Origin of the sequence: Shouchella rhizosphaerae (assembly GCF_900142675.1) — a bacterium.
GTDB lineage: Bacteria > Bacillota > Bacilli > Bacillales > Bacillaceae_D > Shouchella > Shouchella rhizosphaerae.
This window is the reverse complement of sequence record NZ_FRBS01000003.1, coordinates 35,111-53,228: the sequence shown is the minus strand read 5'-3', so window position 1 is coordinate 53,228 and position 18,118 is coordinate 35,111. Positions and strand designations below refer to the sequence as shown.

The following is an 18,118-nucleotide window of genomic DNA, read 5'->3' as shown; positions in this document are numbered from 1 at the left end:
GTTTATAAATGGAGCACCTTTTCCAAATAGCAGGCGATGCCGTCCTTTTCATTTGTCTCAGTCACGCAGTCAGCAACCGCTTTAATTTCGTCGATGGCATTGCCCATTGCAACGCCGTGGCCAGCATATTCAATCATTTCATAGTCATTCTCTTCGTCGCCAAAGGCAATGATGTTTCCTTGCTCAATTCCGTAATCGTTGGCGATTCTTTCGAGAGCGGTTGCTTTCGTCACATTGCGTGGGGCAATTTCTAAAATACGCGTTTCGCCTTTCCACCAGCGTTGCAGTGTTGTTTCCGTTCCCGTCTGTTGCAAGGTGTCGTGAAGGACATTGACTTTTTCGGGTTTTGGTTCAATAAGAATAGCAGTTGGTGCTTCTTTTACGAGTGCATGTAGTTCTCCTGTCCCAGCAGGTTCAACGCCGTCAGTCAGAAACTCTGCAAAAAAGCCAGCTTGTTTTTTCATATAAAACGTGTCGCCAATTTCCACCATCATATTAAAGACGCCGATGGTTTCACATCGTTTGATTAACTCCTTGCTATAAGCAAGTGGGATCGATTCTAGTATCCTTGGATAATGAGCGTCTAAGGGGTGATGGACCGACGCGCCATTAAAATTGATGATCGGCGTCGTTAGCTGTAATTCTTGATAATAACGTTTGCTTGCCCGATAAGGGCGGCCAGTCGCAATGGCGATAACATGACCCTTTTCTTTTGCTTTCATAAGCGCTGTTTTTGTCCGTGGCGAAATCTCTTGGTTTTTAAGCAGCAATGTGCCGTCTAGATCAAGAGCGATTAAATGTCTTTTAGCCATATTAAGTCCTTTCTACAAATGGTCACAAAAAGCGATCCTCATCCCAGTGCAGCAGCCCGTCACGTATGCTATAGTTATAGAAGCGAACAATTGCGAAAGGAGAACGCTTTGTATGGAAATGCTGTTGACGGAACTTGGATTCCGCGCTTTATGGACACCTGAGCTGATTATTGCTCTCGTCGGCGTTGCTTTTATATATAGCTGGTTTTTCAGGAGGACAAACACTGGACCAAAACGAAAGCGACTCTTCTTTTTCCTCGGATTGGCAGCGCTTTACTTAGGATGGGGCAGTCCTCTTTATGTAACGGGGCATGTGATGATGACACTGCATATGTTACAAATGGTATTTGCTTATTTTATCGCTGTCCCACTTCTGTTGCTAGGCATTCCACAAGCGTGGTATGAGGCGGTTCGCTCAAAACTTGCTTTTAAGCCGCTTCGGCTGGTTTGGAATCCAATTTGTGCACTGCTTTTGTTTAATGGATTGTTTTCATTTTACCACGTTCCAGCAATGTTTGATATGCTCATGCAGTCGCCAGTGTTGCATAGTTTGTATGAATGGGTATTGCTTTTCACTGCGGCCCTGATGTGGTGGTTTATCTTATCGCCGTTGCCAAGCTCGTACAAGCTCCCCGATTTGCGGAGGATTTTTTACATATTTGCAAACGGCTTATTGATCACTCCTGCTTGTGCATTAATCATTTTTGCTCCGTCCGCTATGTATGCCACATACACAGACCCTCTTGTGTGGGCAAATGTAATGGCTTATTGTTTGCCTGGTGGGGCCGGACCAGAACTGATGTTGTCGGCATTTGGAAGCCCTGAATCCCTTTCTATTTTTGAAGCGCGAATTGATCAGCAGCTTGCTGGTGTGTTAATGAAAATTTTCCAAGAGATCGTTTACGGAATCGCAATTGGCTATGTATTTAAGCAGTGGCTGAAAAAAGAAAAATTGCAAGACGGCGAATTGACAATTAGCGATGTGCCTCATTCATAAAAACAGCTGTTAAGCTGTTTTTTCTTTTTAGTAAAATAAAATAAAAATACAGTTGAATTTATTTTTATTCAATCATATAATTAAACACATCCATAAAAAAGAACGGAACTGGCTAAAGGGAGTGGGACAATGGAAGTTGGCATTATAGGCGCGACAGGTTATAGCGGTCTTGAATTGATTCGTCTGTTGAAAAACCATCCTCAAGTAACAAATATTATGCTATATTCATCTTCGCAAAGTGGGGAAACGATCAACCGTCTGTATCCTCATTTACAAAATGAACAATGGAAGCCGTTAAAAGAAATCGACTTAAACAAGATTTCCGCTGAAATCGATGTGATGTTTTTAGCGACTCCTCCAGGTGTATCCGCAGAGTGGAGTGGTCCGTTGCTTGAGGCCGGGCTGTCTGTGATTGATTTAAGTGGCGATTTGCGTTTGACCGACCGGGGCGTTTATGAGAAATGGTATAAGCGCCCATCTGCAAAGGAAGGGCTTATAGAGCAGGCCATTTACGGTTTAAGCGAGTGGAACAAATCAACCATTAAAACTGCGAAATTGATTGCCAATCCTGGTTGTTTTCCAACGGCGGCTCTTTTAGCACTCATCCCGCTTATTCAAGCTGGTGCAATTGAGCGTGATTCGATTGTTATCGATGCAAAGTCAGGGACGTCGGGAGCCGGAAAATCGCCTACTTCGATGACGCATTTTAGTGAAACAAATGAGAATTTTAAAATCTATCAAGTCGCATCGCATAAACATACGCCAGAGATTGAGCAGCAATTGGCAAAATGGGGAGCGCAGCCACCGCTGTCTTTTCAACCTCATCTCGCCCCAATGGTAAGGGGGATTATGGCGACCATTTACGCCAAGGCGGCAAAACCCCTCAGCAATGAGTGGTTAACCGACTGCTATAACAGTGCTTATGAAAATGCTCCTTTTGTACGAATAAAAGAAAATGGAACGTTTCCGGCAACAAAACATGTTTTTGGCAGCAATTATTGCGATATTGGCTTTTGTTATGACGAGAGGACGGGACGTGTCATTGTTGCTTCTGTCATTGATAATCTCATGAAAGGAGCCGCTGGCCAGGCGGTTCAAAATTTCAATCTAATGCACGGATTTGACGAAACAGCAGGGCTTGAGGCCGTGCCAATGTATCCATAATGGGGAGTGGCGAGATGTTAACCAAACAGACAACTGGGCAAGCATGGAAGCAAATCAAAGGGTCGATTACCGATGTAAAAGGGTTCACGACAGCAGGCGCTCATTGTGGGCTAAAAAGAAAACGATTAGACATTGGCGCGATTTTCTGTGACGTGCCAGCCAATGCTGCTGGTGTATTTACGTTAAACCAAATTCAGGCAGCTCCGCTTAAAGTTACGAAGGAAAGCCTTGCTCATAGCAACGGCAAATTGCAAGCAGTGCTTGTTAACAGTGGAAATGCGAATGCATGTACAGGGGCGTCAGGACTCGTGGATGCCTATGAAATGCGGGCACTGGCGGCAGCAAAATTTGCGGTTCCAGAAGAGATGGTTGCTGTTACGTCCACAGGCGTGATCGGGGAAAAAATGCCGATGGAAAAAGTGCGCTCTGGAATTGAGGACCTGGTCCTGTCCAAGGAGTCGACTCCGTTTGCACAAGCAATTTTGACAACGGATACTGGAACGAAAGAAGTATGTGTGGAAGTAGTGATTGATCAAAAGACAGTGCGAATCGCCGGCGTAGCCAAGGGATCAGGCATGATTCATCCAAATATGGCGACAATGCTTGGTTTTATCACAACCGATGCGAATATTGAGACTGCCGCATTAAAACGGGCGCTAGCCAAGGCAACGGATGAGACGTTCAACCGTATTACTGTAGACGGGGACACGTCAACAAATGACATGGTCCTTGTGCTTGCTTCTGGTCTTGCCGATAATCAACCTTTAGATGAAACGCACCCTGATTGGGCGAATTTTTATGGCGCTTTGTCTGCATGCGCAGAAAGTTTGGCCAAAAAAATTGCCAAAGACGGAGAAGGGGCGACGAAATTAATTGAAGTTCAAGTAGCTGGGGCTGTTAGTGATGAAGAAGCAGGCAAAGTCGCTAAGGCGATTGTTGGATCTGACCTAGTGAAAACGGCTGCTTACGGCAAAGACGGCAACTGGGGCCGAATCATTTGTGCCATCGGCTATAGCGGCTGCACACTCGACCCTGACACGATCGACATCGCGATTGGCCCTTACGCCACGCTTGTGCAAAGCGAACCTGTTGTTGTAGACGATGCCGCGATTAGCAAGTATATGGAAGCCGAAACGATCGTCATCAAAGCCGACCTCCACCAAGGGCAAGGCGTCGGCAAAGCATGGGGCTGTGACTTAACATACGATTACGTCCGCATTAATGCAGGATACCGGACATAAGGAGGCGCCTGATGGCAACAGTGGTGATCAAAATAGGGGGAAGCACCCTTGAAGCGTTAGAGGAAGGATTTTATGAGGGAGTCGTTAAACGGGCTAGCCTAGGCGACAAGATCATGATCGTTCACGGGGGCGGGCCAGCGATTAACAATCTCTTACAAGCGATGGCAGTAGAATCACAGTTTGTGAACGGCTTGCGCAAAACAACGGCAGAAGTATTAACAGCCGCAGAAACAGCCTTATCCGGCCAAATCAACAAACAGCTTGTCCGCTCTCTTTATCAGGCAGGCGGGAAAGCCATTGGCTTATCCGGCAGTGACGGACATCTATTGAAAACTATCCCAATTGACACAGACAAACTAGGCTTTGTCGGAGCGGTCGAGTCGGTGAATGTTGATGTGCTTTTCAATGTTGCTAAAGCTGGCTACATACCGGTTATTGCGCCGATTGGAATGGATGCAAACTATCAACCATACAACATTAATGCGGATACGGCCGCTGCTGCGGTCGCTAAAGCGAGCAAAGCGGAGGAGCTCGTATTCGTCACCGATGTAGACGGTGTCCAAAAAGACGGGAAAGTCATTAAGGAAATGGATGAGGTTTTGGCAAAGCACTATATAGAAGAGGGCGTTATCTATGGAGGAATGGTGCCAAAAGTGAACGCATGTTTAGACAGTTTAAGCGGGGCATTGACGAAAGCACGAATTGTCAACGGCAAAAAGACGTATCACCCTTCCGCAGGGACGGCAATTGTTAAACAAAGTAACGTCCTCACATCGGGCGCTTAAAGAAAGGAAGAGCAATGGTGAGCTATTTATTCCCAACCTATTCTAAAAAAAGCCTCCGTATTAAAGAAGGACGAGGGGCATGGCTGCAAACAGAAGACGGAAAAGACTATCTTGATTTTATGGCCGGCATTGCCGTTTGCAATTTGGGGCACCGCCACCCTAAAGTCGTAGCGGCGCTCCATCAGCAAGTCGACCGCCTTTGGCACGCATCGAACCTCTTCCACTATGATGTCCAGGAAGAAGCGGCAAAACAATTGGTACAGGCAAGTGCGTGTGATTATGTATTTTTCACAAACAGCGGTACAGAAGCGAATGAAGCGGCGATTAAGCTAGCACGCAAAGCGACTGGAAAAAATCATATTGTATCGATGAAACAATCTTTCCATGGCCGAACACTTGGAAGCATGGCCGCGACAGGGCAAGACGGGATTAAAAGCGGTTTTGGGCCAATGCTGCCGTCTTTTTCATATGCTCAGTTTAACGATATGGCTTCCTTGCATGAAGCGGTCTCCGAGGAAACAGCAGCAATTATGGTAGAAATCGTTCAAGGCGAGGGAGGCGTCCATGTCATGACAGCGTCTTTTGCCGAAGCGATGGTGGCCCTTTGCAAGGAACAGAATTTGCTGCTCATTGTCGATGAGATTCAAACGGGCATGGGACGTACCGGCAAACTGTTTGCCTATGAACATTACGGCCTCGATCCAGATATTGTGACTGTTGCGAAAGGGCTAGGCAATGGCTTTCCAATTGGAGCGATGCTTGGCAAAGCGTCTTTAAAAGAAGCATTTGGCATAGGCAGCCATGGTTCTACGTTTGGCGGCAATCCTTTAGCTGCTGCAACGGCAATAGCGGTCTTAGCCGAATTAAGCGCAGATGGCTTCTTGCCAGAAGTGGAAGAGAAGGCGGAGCGTTTTGTTGCTTATTTAAAAGGGGAGCTTAGTGGCATTGCAATCGTTAAAGATATACGCCACAAAGGTTTTTTGATTGGCATTGAAACTGCGATACCGGCACTCGACTTAATTGCAGCGTGTGAGCAACAAGGTTTGCTGCTGCTTCCGGCAGGCAGCCATGTGACACGGCTGTTGCCGCCGCTTACCGTGTCAGAAAGCGAATGGCGCAAAGCTGTGGCGATCATCAAACAAGCGGCAACGATCTATGAACGAGAGAACAGCTTTTCCTCTTAAAAATAGAGGGATTGCTGCGCCTATAAATGAATTTTTATAACTTATATAGAATAAATATAAATTTTGGGGTGGTGAGCGGATGAAAGGCTCGATCGTATTGGAAACGGGAGAAACATTTGTAGGTAACTGGCATGGCGAACCTAAGCAAGTTGAAGGCGAAATTGTCTTCTTTACTGGCATGACAGGTTATCAAGAAGTGATAACTGATCCATCATTTAAAGGACAAATCGTCGTGTTTACGTACCCGTTGATCGGAAATTACGGCGTTAATGAAAGTGATTTTGAAAGCAGCAAGCCGCAAGTCGAAGGCGTCATTGTTTGCGAAGCTGCCAGTGACCCATCACATTGGAAAATGAAAAAAAGCGTTGTCGACTACTTAAGTGAACACCGCATTCCATATATGTCAGGGGTAGATACACGGGCAATTGTGAAACGAATTCGCCAACATGGAGACATGCGTGCAGTATTGACGACTGATTCCCGAAATGCCAATGTCCAGGAGACGAGGCTTTTGTCTGATAAGTTTGTTGTTGCCGATGTGAGCGTCACAGAACCTGTCGTTTACAACGCCACAGGCACAACCCATATTGCCGTACTAGACTATGGCTGTAAACAATCAATCATTCGTTCACTTGTCAAAAAAGGCGCGAAAGTGACGCAGCTTCCATACAACACAGATTTTGCTGTGCTCGAAGCACTTAAACCGGACGGTGTCCTTCTCTCAAATGGACCTGGAAATCCAAAGCAGCTGCAAGCTTTGTTGCCAGACATTAAAAAGGTGGCGGAAACGTTTCCGACGCTAGGCATTTGCTTAGGCCACCAGTTGCTTGCATTGGCTTACGGAGGGGACACACAAAAGCTCCGATTCGGCCATCGCGGCGCAAACCAGCCGGTGCTTGACAGCTGCACAGGGCGTGTGTGTATGACTTCGCAAAACCATAGTTATGTAGTGACAGAAGAATCGCTCGCTTCATCGATCCTTGAACCTCGTTTTTACAACATTAATGATCGATCGATCGAAGGCCTCGTTCATCCGAAACGGCCAGTCATGAGCATCCAGTTTCATCCGGAAGCAAGCCCAGGTCCAGTCGATTCGACTGAAATCTTTGATGCGTTTTTGGCGCCGCTTTTAAGCAAAGGGAGAGATCACCAATATGCGTAAACCACACATCAAGACGGTCCTTGTCATTGGTTCAGGGCCAATTGTCATCGGCCAGGCAGCAGAATTTGATTATTCCGGCACGCAAGGTTGCTTAGCGTTAAAAGAAGAAGGCATCCGTGTTGTGCTGTTAAACCCAAACCCAGCAACAGTCATGACCGATGATTCATGTGCGGATACGGTTTATTTTGAACCGTTATCGGTCGAGACGGTTGTCAACATTTTCGAGAGGGAGAAACCTGACGGGCTGTTGGCGACGCTAGGCGGGCAAACAGGTTTAAATCTTGCCTTAAAGCTTCATGAGCAAGGCTTGCTCGCTGCCTATGGCGTCGAACTGCTTGGCACGCCGATTGAATCGATCCAAAAAGGGGAAGACCGTGAGCAATTTCGGGCTTTAATGCATCAATTAAACGAGCCGGTGCCTGATAGTGAAATTGTCCATAGTGCGTCTGAAGCGCTACGCTTTGCTGAACAAGCTGGCTATCCGATCATTGTCCGTCCAGCTTACACGCTTGGTGGTGCAGGGGGCGGGATCGCCGATTGTGAAAAAGAGTTAAAAGCAATCATAGAAAATGGGCTCGCCCAAAGCCCGATAAGCCAATGTTTAATTGAAAAAAGCATCGCTGGCTTTAAAGAAATTGAATATGAAGTGATGCGTGATGAAAACGACACGTGCATTACAGTTTGTAATATGGAGAACATTGATCCTGTCGGCATTCACACAGGCGATTCCATTGTTGTGGCGCCATCGCAAACCCTTACCGATAAAGACTATCAAATGCTGCGTGCCGCGTCCTTAAAAATTATCCGCGCCTTAGGAATCATTGGCGGATGCAACATTCAATTTGCGCTTGACCCGAACAGCGACCGTTACTATTTAATCGAAGTCAACCCTCGCGTCAGCAGGTCGTCGGCGCTTGCTTCAAAAGCAACTGGCTATCCAATCGCCCGGATGGCGGCAAAACTGTCAATTGGCTACTATTTGCATGAATTGAAAAATCCGGTGACTGGCTATACATACGCCAGTTTTGAACCTAGCTTGGATTATTGTATTGTCAAATTCCCACGCTGGCCATTTGATAAATTTTTTACCGCTAACCGCAAGCTTGGTACACAAATGAAAGCAACTGGTGAAGTGATGGCGATTGAACGTTCGTTTGAAGCAGCTGTCCAAAAAGCGATTCGCTCTTTGGAAATTGATGTAGCCGGCTTGGAAATGCCGGTGCTTAGCGGCAGTGGGGAAAAGGAGCTTTGGCAGCACGTGCTCCAAGCAGATGACGCTAGGTTGTTTGCGCTATTTGAACTTTTGCGCCGCGGTGAAACGTGTGCCAACCTCCATGAGAAAACAAACATAGATATGTTTTTCTTGAAGAAGTTCGAAAAGCTGGTGCACTTAGAAAAAGAAACAAAGCAGCTATCGCTCGAATCCCTTTCAAAAGAAGCGCTGCACCGGTTAAAAATCGCTGGTTTTTCGGATGAAACGATCGCCTGTTACTTAGGGGCGCCAAAGGAAAAAGTGACAGCCAAACGGATCGATTGGGGAATAAAGCCAGCTTATAAAATGGTTGACACATGCGCTGCTGAATTTGAAGCAGCAACTCCTTATTTTTACTCAAGTTATTACGGAGAAAATGAAGCCATGCCGAGTACCCAAAAAAAAGTGCTCATTATCGGCTCGGGGCCAATCCGCATCGGCCAAGGAATTGAGTTTGATTATTGTTCAGTCCATGGCGCTAAAGCCGTTCGCAAACAAGGCTATGAAGCAATTATTATGAACAACAATCCTGAAACGGTAAGCACTGATTATGCCACCGCAGATAGACTATACTTTGAGCCACTCTCTTTTGAAGATGTATACGCCGTTTGCGCGTTGGAACAGCCAGAAGGCATCATTGTTACATTAGGCGGGCAAACAGGGATTAAATTAGTGCAGGAGCTAGAGGAAGCTGGCCTCCCTGTGCTTGGCGTATCTGCTGATACGATTGACATGCTTGAGGACAGACAACGTTTTTATGCATTTATGAACAACATTGGCGTCCCCCATATTCCTGGCGAAACAGCCAATGATTTGGAAGACGCTTGCTGCCGGGCTAAGGCAACGGGCTACCCAGTGCTTCTCCGCCCTTCTTATGTGATTGGCGGGCAAGGGATGGCGCTTGTTTCTAGTGAAAATGAGCTGACTTCTTATTTACAAAACCATGAGTACAGCGGGTTGTTTCCATTATTAATTGATCATTTTATTGAAGGGATCGAGATCGATGTCGATGTATTAACCGACGGCAAATCAATCCGAATAGCTGGCATGTTTGAACATGTTGAAAAAGCAGGTGTCCATTCAGGCGACAGTACCGCTGTTACACCGCCCCATACTTTATCGGCGTCTATGTTGGCGCAATTGGAAGAAGCGGCGAAAAAAATAGCGACTGGCATTCACTTTCGTGGCCTCTTTAATATTCAGTTTGTTGTTGCCGGCGACCGATATTATGTGATTGAAGTCAATCCTCGGGCTTCACGGACAGTACCACTTCTTGCCAAAATTTACGGAGAGCCATTTGTCGAACAAGCAGTGAAGCTTATGCTAGGCTGTTCCATCAATGAGCTGGCTCCACCGAAAAAACAAGGCGATTTTGTTGCCGTAAAAGCACCGGTGTTTTCATACAGTAAGCTAGCAGGGCTCGATCCACTTCTTGGCGCGGAAATGAAGTCGACTGGAGAGTTGCTCATGATTGGGAAAAGTGTAGAAGAAGCGTTTGCCAAAGTGTTTGCTCCTTTTGAAGAACCAATCTCTTTGTATAAACCAAGAGAAGAGAAATCGGTTTTTGTGGATCTTGCGGATGAGCATAAGCACGATTTTTCTGAGATTTTGCAGAAACTGGAACAAGTAGGGTGTACGTTAGTAGAAGACGATTTTGCCAATTGGCTAGAAAGCCCCCATGCGTGTGCGTTAATCAGCGTGCCGCCTCTTGGTAAGCGTGACGGAGCAAATATGCGAATGGCAGCACTGGCCAAACAATTGACCGTGATCTCAGCAAAAGAGACAGCCACAGCCATGCTCGCTTATTTTGAGCAATCGAAAAAAAGCTGCAAGCCCATCCAGGAATGGCATCGCTTGCGAAAAACGGAAATGGCAGGGGAGACGAATTAATATGGAGACGGTAAAAACAAAGTTGACAGGGAAACACTTGCTCACGCTGCTTGACTTTACGCCAACGGAAGTAGCGCAGCTGTTAGAAGAGGCTAAAGCGTTAAAAGCAGCCTTGAAAAAAGGAGAGCCTCACACTCTTCTTGCTGGTAAGTCACTTGGGATGATTTTTGAAAATGCTTCAACACGTACACGCGTTTCCTTTGAAGTTGGAATGACGCAATTAGGCGGGCACGCCCTTTTTCTTAGCAGCCGCGATTTGCAAATCGGCAGAGGAGAGCCGGTGAAAGACACGGCCAATGTGCTTTCTCGTTATGTAGATGCGATTATGATCCGCACGAATTCCCACAAGAAAGTTGTGGAATTTGCAAAGCATTCTTCTGTGCCGGTTATTAACGCTCTAACGGACGCTTTCCATCCTTGTCAGGCGCTGGCAGACGCATTGACCATTATGGAGCATAAAGGCACATTGGCTGGAAAGAAACTTGTCTATATTGGCGACGGCAACAATGTTGCTCATTCCCTGCTTGCTGTAGGCGCCAAAACGGGCATGGATGTCACAGTTGCTAGCCCGAAAGGTTATGAAGTCGATCAAGCGATTTTTGCTAAAGCGCAAGAAGCTGCTATGCAAACAGGCGCCAAGCTGGTGAGCACAAATGACCCTGAAGCAGCTGTGGCAGACGCTGATGTTCTTTATACGGACGTGTGGGCAAGCATGGGCTACGAGCAAGAGCAAACGAGCAGAGCAGAAGCGCTAGCTCCTTACCAAGTTAATCATAAGTTGGCAAAAGGAGCCAAAGACGATTATCTGTTCTTGCATTGCTTGCCTGCCCATCGAGGCGAAGAAGTAACCGCAGACGTCATTGATGGCTCCCATTCAGCCATTTACGACCAAGCAGAAAACCGCCTTCATGTACAGAAAGCAATTTTGGCCGCCCTTATTCGTTAACCGCACAATGCTTCAAGGACCAGTACGATTACTGGTCCTTTTGCCTCTCATAGAAAAGGCGATTTCTTGTTTTTAGCCTGATCTTTTTTCCCATCTTGCACATAGAATAGAATAACGACGAATAAAAGCAGGAGAGATAAAGAATGCCCGTCTATGTTCGCTATATTGACCTTAGTGGGTATACGTACAGTTATAGCTTGCCAGAGCGTCCAAATGGGTATGCAGTGTTTGTGATGGCGGACGACGACTCTCCTTATAAAGAAAAGGCACGTGTGCTTGCAAACAGCTTGATTGAAAAAGGTTACACGGTATTAACTGCCTTCCGCCTAAAAGCACATTGGGGTTCGCCAAAAGCGGTTGCTCATGCCAGGCAGGTTATTTCCCTTTTCATAAAACAAGAAACGGTGAATAAACGGATTTTTATTTGTGCTGAAGGGGCGAGTGCCCTAATTGCCAAACAACTACTAGCGGATGCAACCCTTGAAGTGAGGGCTGCAGCTTTAATCAAGCCAGTGTTGTCATTAGAAGCGGCCTTTCAAGCGATTAAAAAAGACGAATTGGCTGGCAAACGTTTTTTAAAGGAAGTCAAAGCAGCATACAAGCTAAACGGACAAATCGATGTCGCATATTTGCGCGCTATTGACCAACAGCAGCGCTTAATCGATCGCAACCGCCCACTTGCGGCAACGCGTATTTATCAATTATTTTCTGAAGCAACCGCACAACCGACTAACCTTTCAAGCGCCCAATATGCAGACTATTACTTTTTCGCTTCTTTACAAAACCCAGCAGAGTTAAGCAAGCAAATGGCTTCCTTTTTTGCTTCTTTCCATTGAAAGTTCGAGGATGATGACGAAATCGAGTAACAAGGAAAGGGGAGATAAGGACGGTGAAGCATGTCAAAATTGCAGGAGGGCTTGGGTTTATTGGCTTTCATTTGGCGCAGAAGTTGCTTGATGAAGGCTGGTTGGTTACAGCGGTTGATTCATTAGAAAATCGTAGCGAGTTAAAGCTTGCTTTAGAAATGGAGCTTGGCCGCAATGCCCATTTCACCTTTTTGCAAACAAAGATTGAACAGGTTGATTTTGGCGATGCAGATGTGGTGGTTTATGCAGCCGATAATGAAAATCGGGCTGCTTTAGAAGCGGTTTTGCGCAAGTGCCAGCCTGACTGTTTATTTGTGTTTTTGTCAACGACGGATGTTTACGAATATAGCGGCGAATGGCGGGTACAGCCTGTGACTGAATATGGGAAAGCGATGCTAGCGCAAGAAGAAAACATTCGCGTGACTTGTGCAGAAACGGGGGGCGCCGCCGTCATTATTCGTTTACCGACTGTTTACGGGCTCCATCAGCCTTATCATTTAAAACTAGGCAGACAGTTCGTATCTTATGAGGATGAAACAGGCAAAACGGAATCCATGCATGATCTTCTTTATATTGACGATGTGACAAGCGCGTTAGCTGCAGCGATGGCAATTGACAGCGGGCAGCATACCATTCATTTAGGTAGCGGCACATCCAATCCGTTTGAACGAACAGGGAAGAGCAATGGCCTTGATTACCAAAAAGCCCATGAGCTATTAGGCTTTTTTCCACGAACTTCTTTAGCAGAGGGCATTAAAAAATACCAACTTGCCCACGAAGAATGGCAAAGGCAAAAAAAACTGGCAGCGATGTACGATGAAACAAAGAGCATGGCAGCTAAGCATCCAAACACAAATCAGTGACAAAGATGACGAAAAACGGCAGTTGCATTTTTCACAACTGCCGTTTTTTCGTGTTTTACTCGGTCATACTGTCTTGGTAAAAGGAGTTTTCGTAAAAATGGAGGCCTGGATATTTATCTTGCGCTGTCCTCATTTGGAATTCATTCTCAAACAAAGCAACAATCCGGCCTTCTCTGTCGGTGACGAGGTTGCGCTGTTTCTCTTTAAATCGTTTCATCTCTTCTTCGCCGCCGCTGATCCAACGGGCAAAAGAAAACGGCAACCGTTCCATCTGGATATCGACATTGTATTCAGCGTGGAGACGGTGTTCAAGCACTTCAAATTGGAGTACGCCAACCACGCCGACAATTTGTTGTTCAACGTACTTATTATAGGTTTTAAATAACTGGATCGCGCCCTCTTCCGTTAATTGTTGCAAGCCTTTCTCATATGATTTGTGCTTTAAAGCTTCTTTCACCGTAATGCTTGCGAAGTGCTCTGGTGAGAAATGAGGCATTTCATTAAACTCAAACGATTCACCATCAACAAGCGTGTCGCCGATTCGAAATGTACCTGGGTCAAATAAACCGATAATGTCGCCAGCATACGCTTCATCAACAATGCTGCGGTTTTGCGCTAAAAATTGTGTTGGCTGCGAGAGTTTTAGCGGTTTGTTGGTCCGGACATGCTTGACGTTCATTCCCCGTTTAAATGTACCAGAAGTGATCCGCAAAAATGCGACGCGGTCCCGGTGTTTAGCATTCATATTGGCTTGCACTTTAAAAATAAAACCGGAAAAATGTTCCCGAGAAAGGGGGTCAATCGTCCCAATCGAGCTCTCCCGGGAAGCTGGCGCAGGAGAAAGCTTTAAAAAATGGTCCAGAAACGTTTGAACGCCGAAGCTTGAAATCGCCGAACCGAAAAATACAGGTGTCAGTTCGCCTTTGTCAATCCGTTCTTTGTCATATTCATCACCAGCGACATCAAGGAGTTCTAGCTCTTCCCGGAACTGACGGACCAGTTGTTCATCGCCAATTGCTTCATCCAACTTCGGATCGTCTGGCCCGCTTAGTTGAATCGTATCAATCGCCTTTGGATTGTCAGGATTGTATAATTCTAGTTTTTGCTGGTGACGGTCATAAACAGCTTTAAATGATTGGCCCATGCCAATCGGCCAGCCCATTGGGTATGAACGAATGCCAAGGAGATTTTCTAGTTCTTCCATTAATTCAAATGGATCACGCCCTTGACGGTCAAGTTTGTTAATGAACGTGAAAATCGGAATATTGCGGAGGCGGCAGACTTTAAAAAGCTTTTTCGTCTGTGCTTCAACTCCTTTGGCAGCGTCAATTAACATTGCGGCAGAATCAGCAGCAGTCAATGTGCGGTACGTATCTTCCGAAAAATCTTCGTGGCCAGGTGTATCGAGAATATTGACATGAAAGCCATTGTACTGGAATTCAAGCACAGAGCTTGTAACCGAGATGCCACGCTGTTTTTCAATTTCCATCCAATCACTCATTGCGTGTTTGCTATTTTTGCGCCCTTTCACTGTTCCTGCTTCCCGTATGGCACCGCCAAAAAGAAGCAACTTTTCAGTTAATGTTGTTTTTCCGGCATCGGGGTGGGAGATAATCGCAAAGGTACGCCTTGCTAAAATTTCTTCTTTTAATGCTGGGTTCATGAATCAACCTCATTTCCAAATCGATTTTTCCATTATAGCAAGAAACGGCCCTGCTTTCATCTTTGAAAAGCAAATCGGTCCATCCTTGCCATCGAGCAACCGTTCAGTTATCTTAAAAGAGAATACATATAAAGGGGTTATTTCAATGGAGCAACACGAAAGAAATTTGAAGTTTATGGAAATCGCCATGAAGCATGTACCTGAAGCGCGTAAATTGCTAGAAGGCAAAGGCATAGAAGTAACAATGGATGAATTGCAGCCGCTGCTTTCATTGTTGCTTCATGTGATGAACGAAGCATACGAACTTGGGTTAAACGAGCAGGAATGAAAAAGGATAACCAGTAAGCGCAAAATAGGGCACAGGTTTGTTTACAAGCATGACAGAACGAAGTACCAAAGCAGGCTGATACAAAGCCCGTGCGCTTGCTGTCATCCCAATAATGGCCTGATTCGACAGAATGAAAGTAGGGAAGAAACGATCCACCAATGGTTTAAGCATTGATGGATAAAAAAGGGGCATAAAGCTAATCGCTATCTTTCGTTTCTTTTTTACTTTGCCAAAATTCTTTGGCCGCGCCAATGATAGGCTTGACTTGTTCAATAATAGGAGAGATTGCTTGGATAAGGGCAATGACTTGAACGAGCTGGCTTGCGTTGTCTAACTCATCAGGCGTTTCTCCCTCTGTTTCTGCCGCTGTTTCTATTTCTGCTTCTTGTTCGATTGGTTCGCTTTGTCTTGGCGGCCTTGGGCCAAACATCATGGTTGAGAAGAAGTCTTGCTCGCTATTGCGCATATGTGACGCCTCCTTCTGTTCCTTTCATTTTATATTAGTGTATAGCCATTCGCCGTAATCGTGAGACGGCATGCGCCCGTTCTCGCGCATTATTTAGACAAAAACGTTCTGGACAGCAACAAAAATGGTTGCTAATATTAGGATCAGGTACTAATTTTAAAAACACGTCTTTTAAAGTAGGAAGGGGTAGACGTATGCCAAAGGCAGGAATTTTAGGGCTCGGTCGTTATGTGCCGGAGAAACGTGTCACAAATCATGATCTAGAAAAGTTTTTAGATACATCTGACGAATGGATTAAAAGCCGTACTGGGATTGAAGAAAGGCGTTTTGCTGAAGGTGTGGAAACATCCGAAATGGCTTATGAATCGGCGCTTAGCGCCTTAAAAGCTGCGAAGCTTTCAGCAGAAGAGATTGATTTAATTTTGGTGGCGACGGTAACGCCTGACATGGTTTTTCCAACGGTCTCGACAATGATCCAAGACCGCCTTGGTGCAAAGCAAGCAGCAGCAATGGATATTAGCGCAGCTTGTGCAGGTTTTATTTATGGCGTGGCTACGGCACAGCAATTTATTGAAACTGGCGCCTATAAGCATGTGCTTGTTGTGGGTGTAGAAAAACTTACGAAACTTGTGAATATGGAAGACCGTAACACTGCCGTCCTGTTTGGCGATGGAGCTGGCGCCGCTATCGTTGGACCTGTGGCAGAAGACAAAGGCATTCTCGCTTTTGATCTTGGCGCAGACGGTTCAGGCGGCATGCACATTAATAAAAAAGGCCCTTTTCTTGAAATGAATGGCCGCGAAGTGTTCAAATTCGCCGTTCGGCAAATGGGGGATGCTTCTTTACGCGTGTTAAGCAAAGCGGGCTTAGGTAAAGAAGATGTCGACTTTCTTGTCCCCCATCAAGCGAATATCCGCATAATGGAAGCCTCTCGTGAACGGTTGGAACTTCCACGCGAGAAAATGTCCGTAAATGTAAACAAATACGGAAACACTTCGGCTGCTTCGATTCCGATTGCGCTAGTGGAAGAAATCGAACAAGGAAAAATCAAAGAGGGAGATGTCATTGTACTTGTCGGCTTTGGCGCAGGCCTAGTGTGGGGCTCATTGGCGATTCGCTGGGGCCGCTAACGAAGACTAATGATGGAAAAGTAGAAAGAAAAAAGGAGCGATACAAAGTGGAAAAACGACGTGTAGTTGTAACAGGCCTTGGGGCGGTTACGCCGCTCGGGCTCGATGCAAAAACATCTTGGGAGCAGGCAAAAGCAGGAAAGTCGGGGATTGGCTATTTAACCCGCATAGATGCTGCTGCTTTTCCGATGAAAGTGGCGGCAGAAATTGCTGATTTTGACCCAACTGCTGCGATTGATCGCAAAGAAGTTCGGAAAATGGATCGCTTTACCCAGTTTGCGGTTGTTTCAGCCCAAGAAGCATTAGCGGATGCAGGGCTAGAAATTACACCTGAAAATGCTGATCGCGTTGGCGTTTGGATTGGCTCTGGGATTGGCGGGATGGAAACGTATGAAAATCAATTCCGTATCTTTTTAGAAAAGGGTCAACGCCGCGTTAGCCCATTTTTCGTGCCGATGATGATTCCAGATATGGCGAGCGGGCAAGTATCGATCTTTACAGGAGCAAAAGGCCCGAATTCGTGCTCTGTAACGGCGTGCGCATCAGGGACAAATTCAATCGGGGACGCCTTTAAAGTGATACAGCGAGGGAATGCGGACGTTATGATTACAGGCGGAAGTGAAGCGCCTATTACCAATATGGCTGTGGCTGGTTTCTCATCAGCTAAAGCCATTACAACAAGCGATGATCCGGCAACGGCTTCGAGGCCATTCGATGCCAACCGCAGCGGCTTTGTCATGGGTGAAGGAGCAGGCATATTAATTTTGGAAAGCTTAGAGTCTGCAAAAGCCCGAGGTGCCCACATTTATGCGGAAATTGTCGGCTATGGCTCAACAGGGGACGCCTTCCACGTCACCAGCCCTGCTCCCGAAGGTGAAGGAGGAGCGCGCAGCATGCAGGCAGCGATTGACGACGCCGGTCTAGCTCCTGAAGAGGTTAGCTACATTAATGCCCATGGAACAAGCACAGAGCTCAATGATCCTTATGAAACAAAGGCGATAAAAACCGTGTTTGGCGAGCATGCTTATAAACTGGCAATAAGTTCAACAAAATCAATGACAGGACACTTGCTTGGAGCGGCTGGAGCAGTGGAAGCCATTTTCTCAGTGAAGGCAATTGATGAAGACATCATCCCGCCAACGATTAACTTGGAAACGCCAGACCCTGAGTGTGACTTAGATTATGTGCCAAACGAAGCGAGACAAGCACCTGTCCATGTTGCTTTAAGCAACTCACTCGGCTTTGGCGGCCACAACGCCTCACTCGTATTTAAAAAATGGGTTGAATAACTAACACCGATTAGACCGGCGAGTGATGCTTAGTGATAATGGGTTCATGCGTATAGAAGTGAGGCAAACAAGCAGCATAT

The 18,118-nt window shown here is 46.2% G+C and carries 16 protein-coding genes; 13 read left to right on the top strand and 3 right to left on the bottom strand.

Annotated features, from left to right (window positions below):
* Positions 1–2: 2 nt before the first annotated feature.
* Positions 3–812 carry a Cof-type HAD-IIB family hydrolase gene (locus BUC05_RS09370; protein ID WP_011247403.1) on the bottom strand — a complete coding sequence of 270 codons (810 nt, stop codon included), beginning with the start codon at positions 810–812 and terminating at the stop codon, positions 3–5.
* A 112-nt stretch (positions 813–924) separates the two neighbouring features.
* Here BUC05_RS09370 and ctaG point away from each other — a divergent pair, with 112 nt between their 5' ends.
* From ctaG to BUC05_RS09320, 10 genes are all read left to right on the top strand, one after another.
* The gene (ctaG, locus tag BUC05_RS09365; RefSeq protein ID WP_084140043.1) at positions 925–1,809 is read left to right on the top strand and encodes a cytochrome c oxidase assembly factor CtaG; all 885 of its coding nucleotides are present in this window, start codon (positions 925–927) and stop codon (positions 1,807–1,809) included.
* Between the two features lie 129 nt (positions 1,810–1,938).
* Positions 1,939–2,973, top strand: a complete 1,035-nt coding sequence (gene argC, locus BUC05_RS09360; RefSeq protein WP_011247401.1) for an N-acetyl-gamma-glutamyl-phosphate reductase — start codon at positions 1,939–1,941, stop codon at positions 2,971–2,973.
* A gap of 14 nt (positions 2,974–2,987) precedes the next feature.
* Positions 2,988–4,214: a bifunctional ornithine acetyltransferase/N-acetylglutamate synthase gene (argJ, locus tag BUC05_RS09355; RefSeq protein ID WP_063608444.1), complete on the top strand. Its 1,227-nt coding sequence runs from the start codon at positions 2,988–2,990 to the stop codon at positions 4,212–4,214.
* A gap of 11 nt (positions 4,215–4,225) precedes the next feature.
* Positions 4,226–4,999 carry an acetylglutamate kinase gene (gene argB / locus BUC05_RS09350; protein ID WP_073304662.1) on the top strand — a complete coding sequence of 258 codons (774 nt, stop codon included), beginning with the start codon at positions 4,226–4,228 and terminating at the stop codon, positions 4,997–4,999.
* Between the two features lie 17 nt (positions 5,000–5,016).
* Complete coding sequence (locus BUC05_RS09345; protein ID WP_011247398.1) at positions 5,017–6,183, top strand: acetylornithine transaminase; 1,167 nt, start codon at positions 5,017–5,019, stop codon at positions 6,181–6,183.
* 79 nt (positions 6,184–6,262) lie between these two features.
* The gene (locus BUC05_RS09340; RefSeq protein ID WP_011247397.1) at positions 6,263–7,345 is read left to right on the top strand and encodes a carbamoyl phosphate synthase small subunit; all 1,083 of its coding nucleotides are present in this window, start codon (positions 6,263–6,265) and stop codon (positions 7,343–7,345) included.
* Positions 7,338–10,487, top strand: coding sequence for a carbamoyl-phosphate synthase (glutamine-hydrolyzing) large subunit (locus BUC05_RS09335; RefSeq protein ID WP_011247396.1), 3,150 nt, complete (start codon positions 7,338–7,340; stop codon positions 10,485–10,487). The genes BUC05_RS09340 and BUC05_RS09335 overlap by 8 nt, the downstream gene beginning before the upstream one ends.
* Position 10,488: 1 nt before the next feature.
* Positions 10,489–11,433, top strand: a complete 945-nt coding sequence (argF, locus tag BUC05_RS09330) for an ornithine carbamoyltransferase (RefSeq protein ID WP_011247395.1) — start codon at positions 10,489–10,491, stop codon at positions 11,431–11,433.
* A 143-nt stretch (positions 11,434–11,576) separates the two neighbouring features.
* Entirely contained in the window at positions 11,577–12,269 is a 693-nt protein-coding gene (locus BUC05_RS09325) for a hypothetical protein (RefSeq protein ID WP_011247394.1), read from the top strand.
* 53 nt (positions 12,270–12,322) lie between these two features.
* Positions 12,323–13,162 carry an NAD-dependent epimerase/dehydratase family protein gene (locus tag BUC05_RS09320; protein WP_011247393.1) on the top strand — a complete coding sequence of 280 codons (840 nt, stop codon included), beginning with the start codon at positions 12,323–12,325 and terminating at the stop codon, positions 13,160–13,162.
* Positions 13,163–13,217: 55 nt separating this feature from the next.
* Here the strand turns inward: BUC05_RS09320 and BUC05_RS09315 are convergent, their stop codons facing one another.
* Positions 13,218–14,825 (bottom strand): peptide chain release factor 3, encoded by a 1,608-nt coding sequence (locus BUC05_RS09315; RefSeq protein WP_011247392.1) that lies wholly within the window; start codon positions 14,823–14,825, stop codon positions 13,218–13,220.
* A gap of 145 nt (positions 14,826–14,970) precedes the next feature.
* On the opposite strand from BUC05_RS09315, the gene BUC05_RS09310 reads away from it, so the two are divergent.
* Positions 14,971–15,153 carry a ComZ family protein gene (locus tag BUC05_RS09310; protein WP_035201913.1) on the top strand — a complete coding sequence of 61 codons (183 nt, stop codon included), beginning with the start codon at positions 14,971–14,973 and terminating at the stop codon, positions 15,151–15,153.
* A 196-nt stretch (positions 15,154–15,349) separates the two neighbouring features.
* On the opposite strand, the gene BUC05_RS09305 is transcribed toward BUC05_RS09310, so the two are convergent.
* Positions 15,350–15,619, bottom strand: a complete 270-nt coding sequence (locus tag BUC05_RS09305; protein WP_035201768.1) for a hypothetical protein — start codon at positions 15,617–15,619, stop codon at positions 15,350–15,352.
* 194 nt (positions 15,620–15,813) lie between these two features.
* On the opposite strand from BUC05_RS09305, the gene BUC05_RS09300 reads away from it, so the two are divergent.
* Positions 15,814–16,749, top strand: coding sequence for a beta-ketoacyl-ACP synthase III (locus BUC05_RS09300; protein WP_035201766.1), 936 nt, complete (start codon positions 15,814–15,816; stop codon positions 16,747–16,749).
* 47 nt (positions 16,750–16,796) lie between these two features.
* Positions 16,797–18,038: a beta-ketoacyl-ACP synthase II gene (gene fabF, locus BUC05_RS09295; protein ID WP_011247389.1), complete on the top strand. Its 1,242-nt coding sequence runs from the start codon at positions 16,797–16,799 to the stop codon at positions 18,036–18,038.
* Positions 18,039–18,118: the final 80 nt, after the last annotated feature.

What these genes read in the sequence shown, in the direction of transcription:
- BUC05_RS09335 (WP_011247396.1), top strand. Translation starts at nt 7,338, where the DNA reads ATGCGTAAACCACACATCAAGACGGTCCTTGTCATTGGTTCAGGGCCA.
- BUC05_RS09305 (WP_035201768.1), bottom strand. Translation starts at nt 15,619, where the DNA reads ATGCGCAATAGCGAGCAAGACTTCTTCTCAACCATGATGTTTGGCCCA.
- argC (WP_011247401.1), top strand. Translation starts at nt 1,939, where the DNA reads ATGGAAGTTGGCATTATAGGCGCGACAGGTTATAGCGGTCTTGAATTG.
- BUC05_RS09370 (WP_011247403.1), bottom strand. Translation starts at nt 812, where the DNA reads ATGGCTAAAAGACATTTAATCGCTCTTGATCTAGACGGCACATTGCTG.
- argB (WP_073304662.1), top strand. Translation starts at nt 4,226, where the DNA reads ATGGCAACAGTGGTGATCAAAATAGGGGGAAGCACCCTTGAAGCGTTA.
- ctaG (WP_084140043.1), top strand. Translation starts at nt 925, where the DNA reads ATGGAAATGCTGTTGACGGAACTTGGATTCCGCGCTTTATGGACACCT.
- argF (WP_011247395.1), top strand. Translation starts at nt 10,489, where the DNA reads ATGGAGACGGTAAAAACAAAGTTGACAGGGAAACACTTGCTCACGCTG.
- argJ (WP_063608444.1), top strand. Translation starts at nt 2,988, where the DNA reads ATGTTAACCAAACAGACAACTGGGCAAGCATGGAAGCAAATCAAAGGG.
- BUC05_RS09300 (WP_035201766.1), top strand. Translation starts at nt 15,814, where the DNA reads ATGCCAAAGGCAGGAATTTTAGGGCTCGGTCGTTATGTGCCGGAGAAA.
- BUC05_RS09310 (WP_035201913.1), top strand. Translation starts at nt 14,971, where the DNA reads ATGGAGCAACACGAAAGAAATTTGAAGTTTATGGAAATCGCCATGAAG.
- BUC05_RS09340 (WP_011247397.1), top strand. Translation starts at nt 6,263, where the DNA reads ATGAAAGGCTCGATCGTATTGGAAACGGGAGAAACATTTGTAGGTAAC.
- BUC05_RS09325 (WP_011247394.1), top strand. Translation starts at nt 11,577, where the DNA reads ATGCCCGTCTATGTTCGCTATATTGACCTTAGTGGGTATACGTACAGT.
- BUC05_RS09315 (WP_011247392.1), bottom strand. Translation starts at nt 14,825, where the DNA reads ATGAACCCAGCATTAAAAGAAGAAATTTTAGCAAGGCGTACCTTTGCG.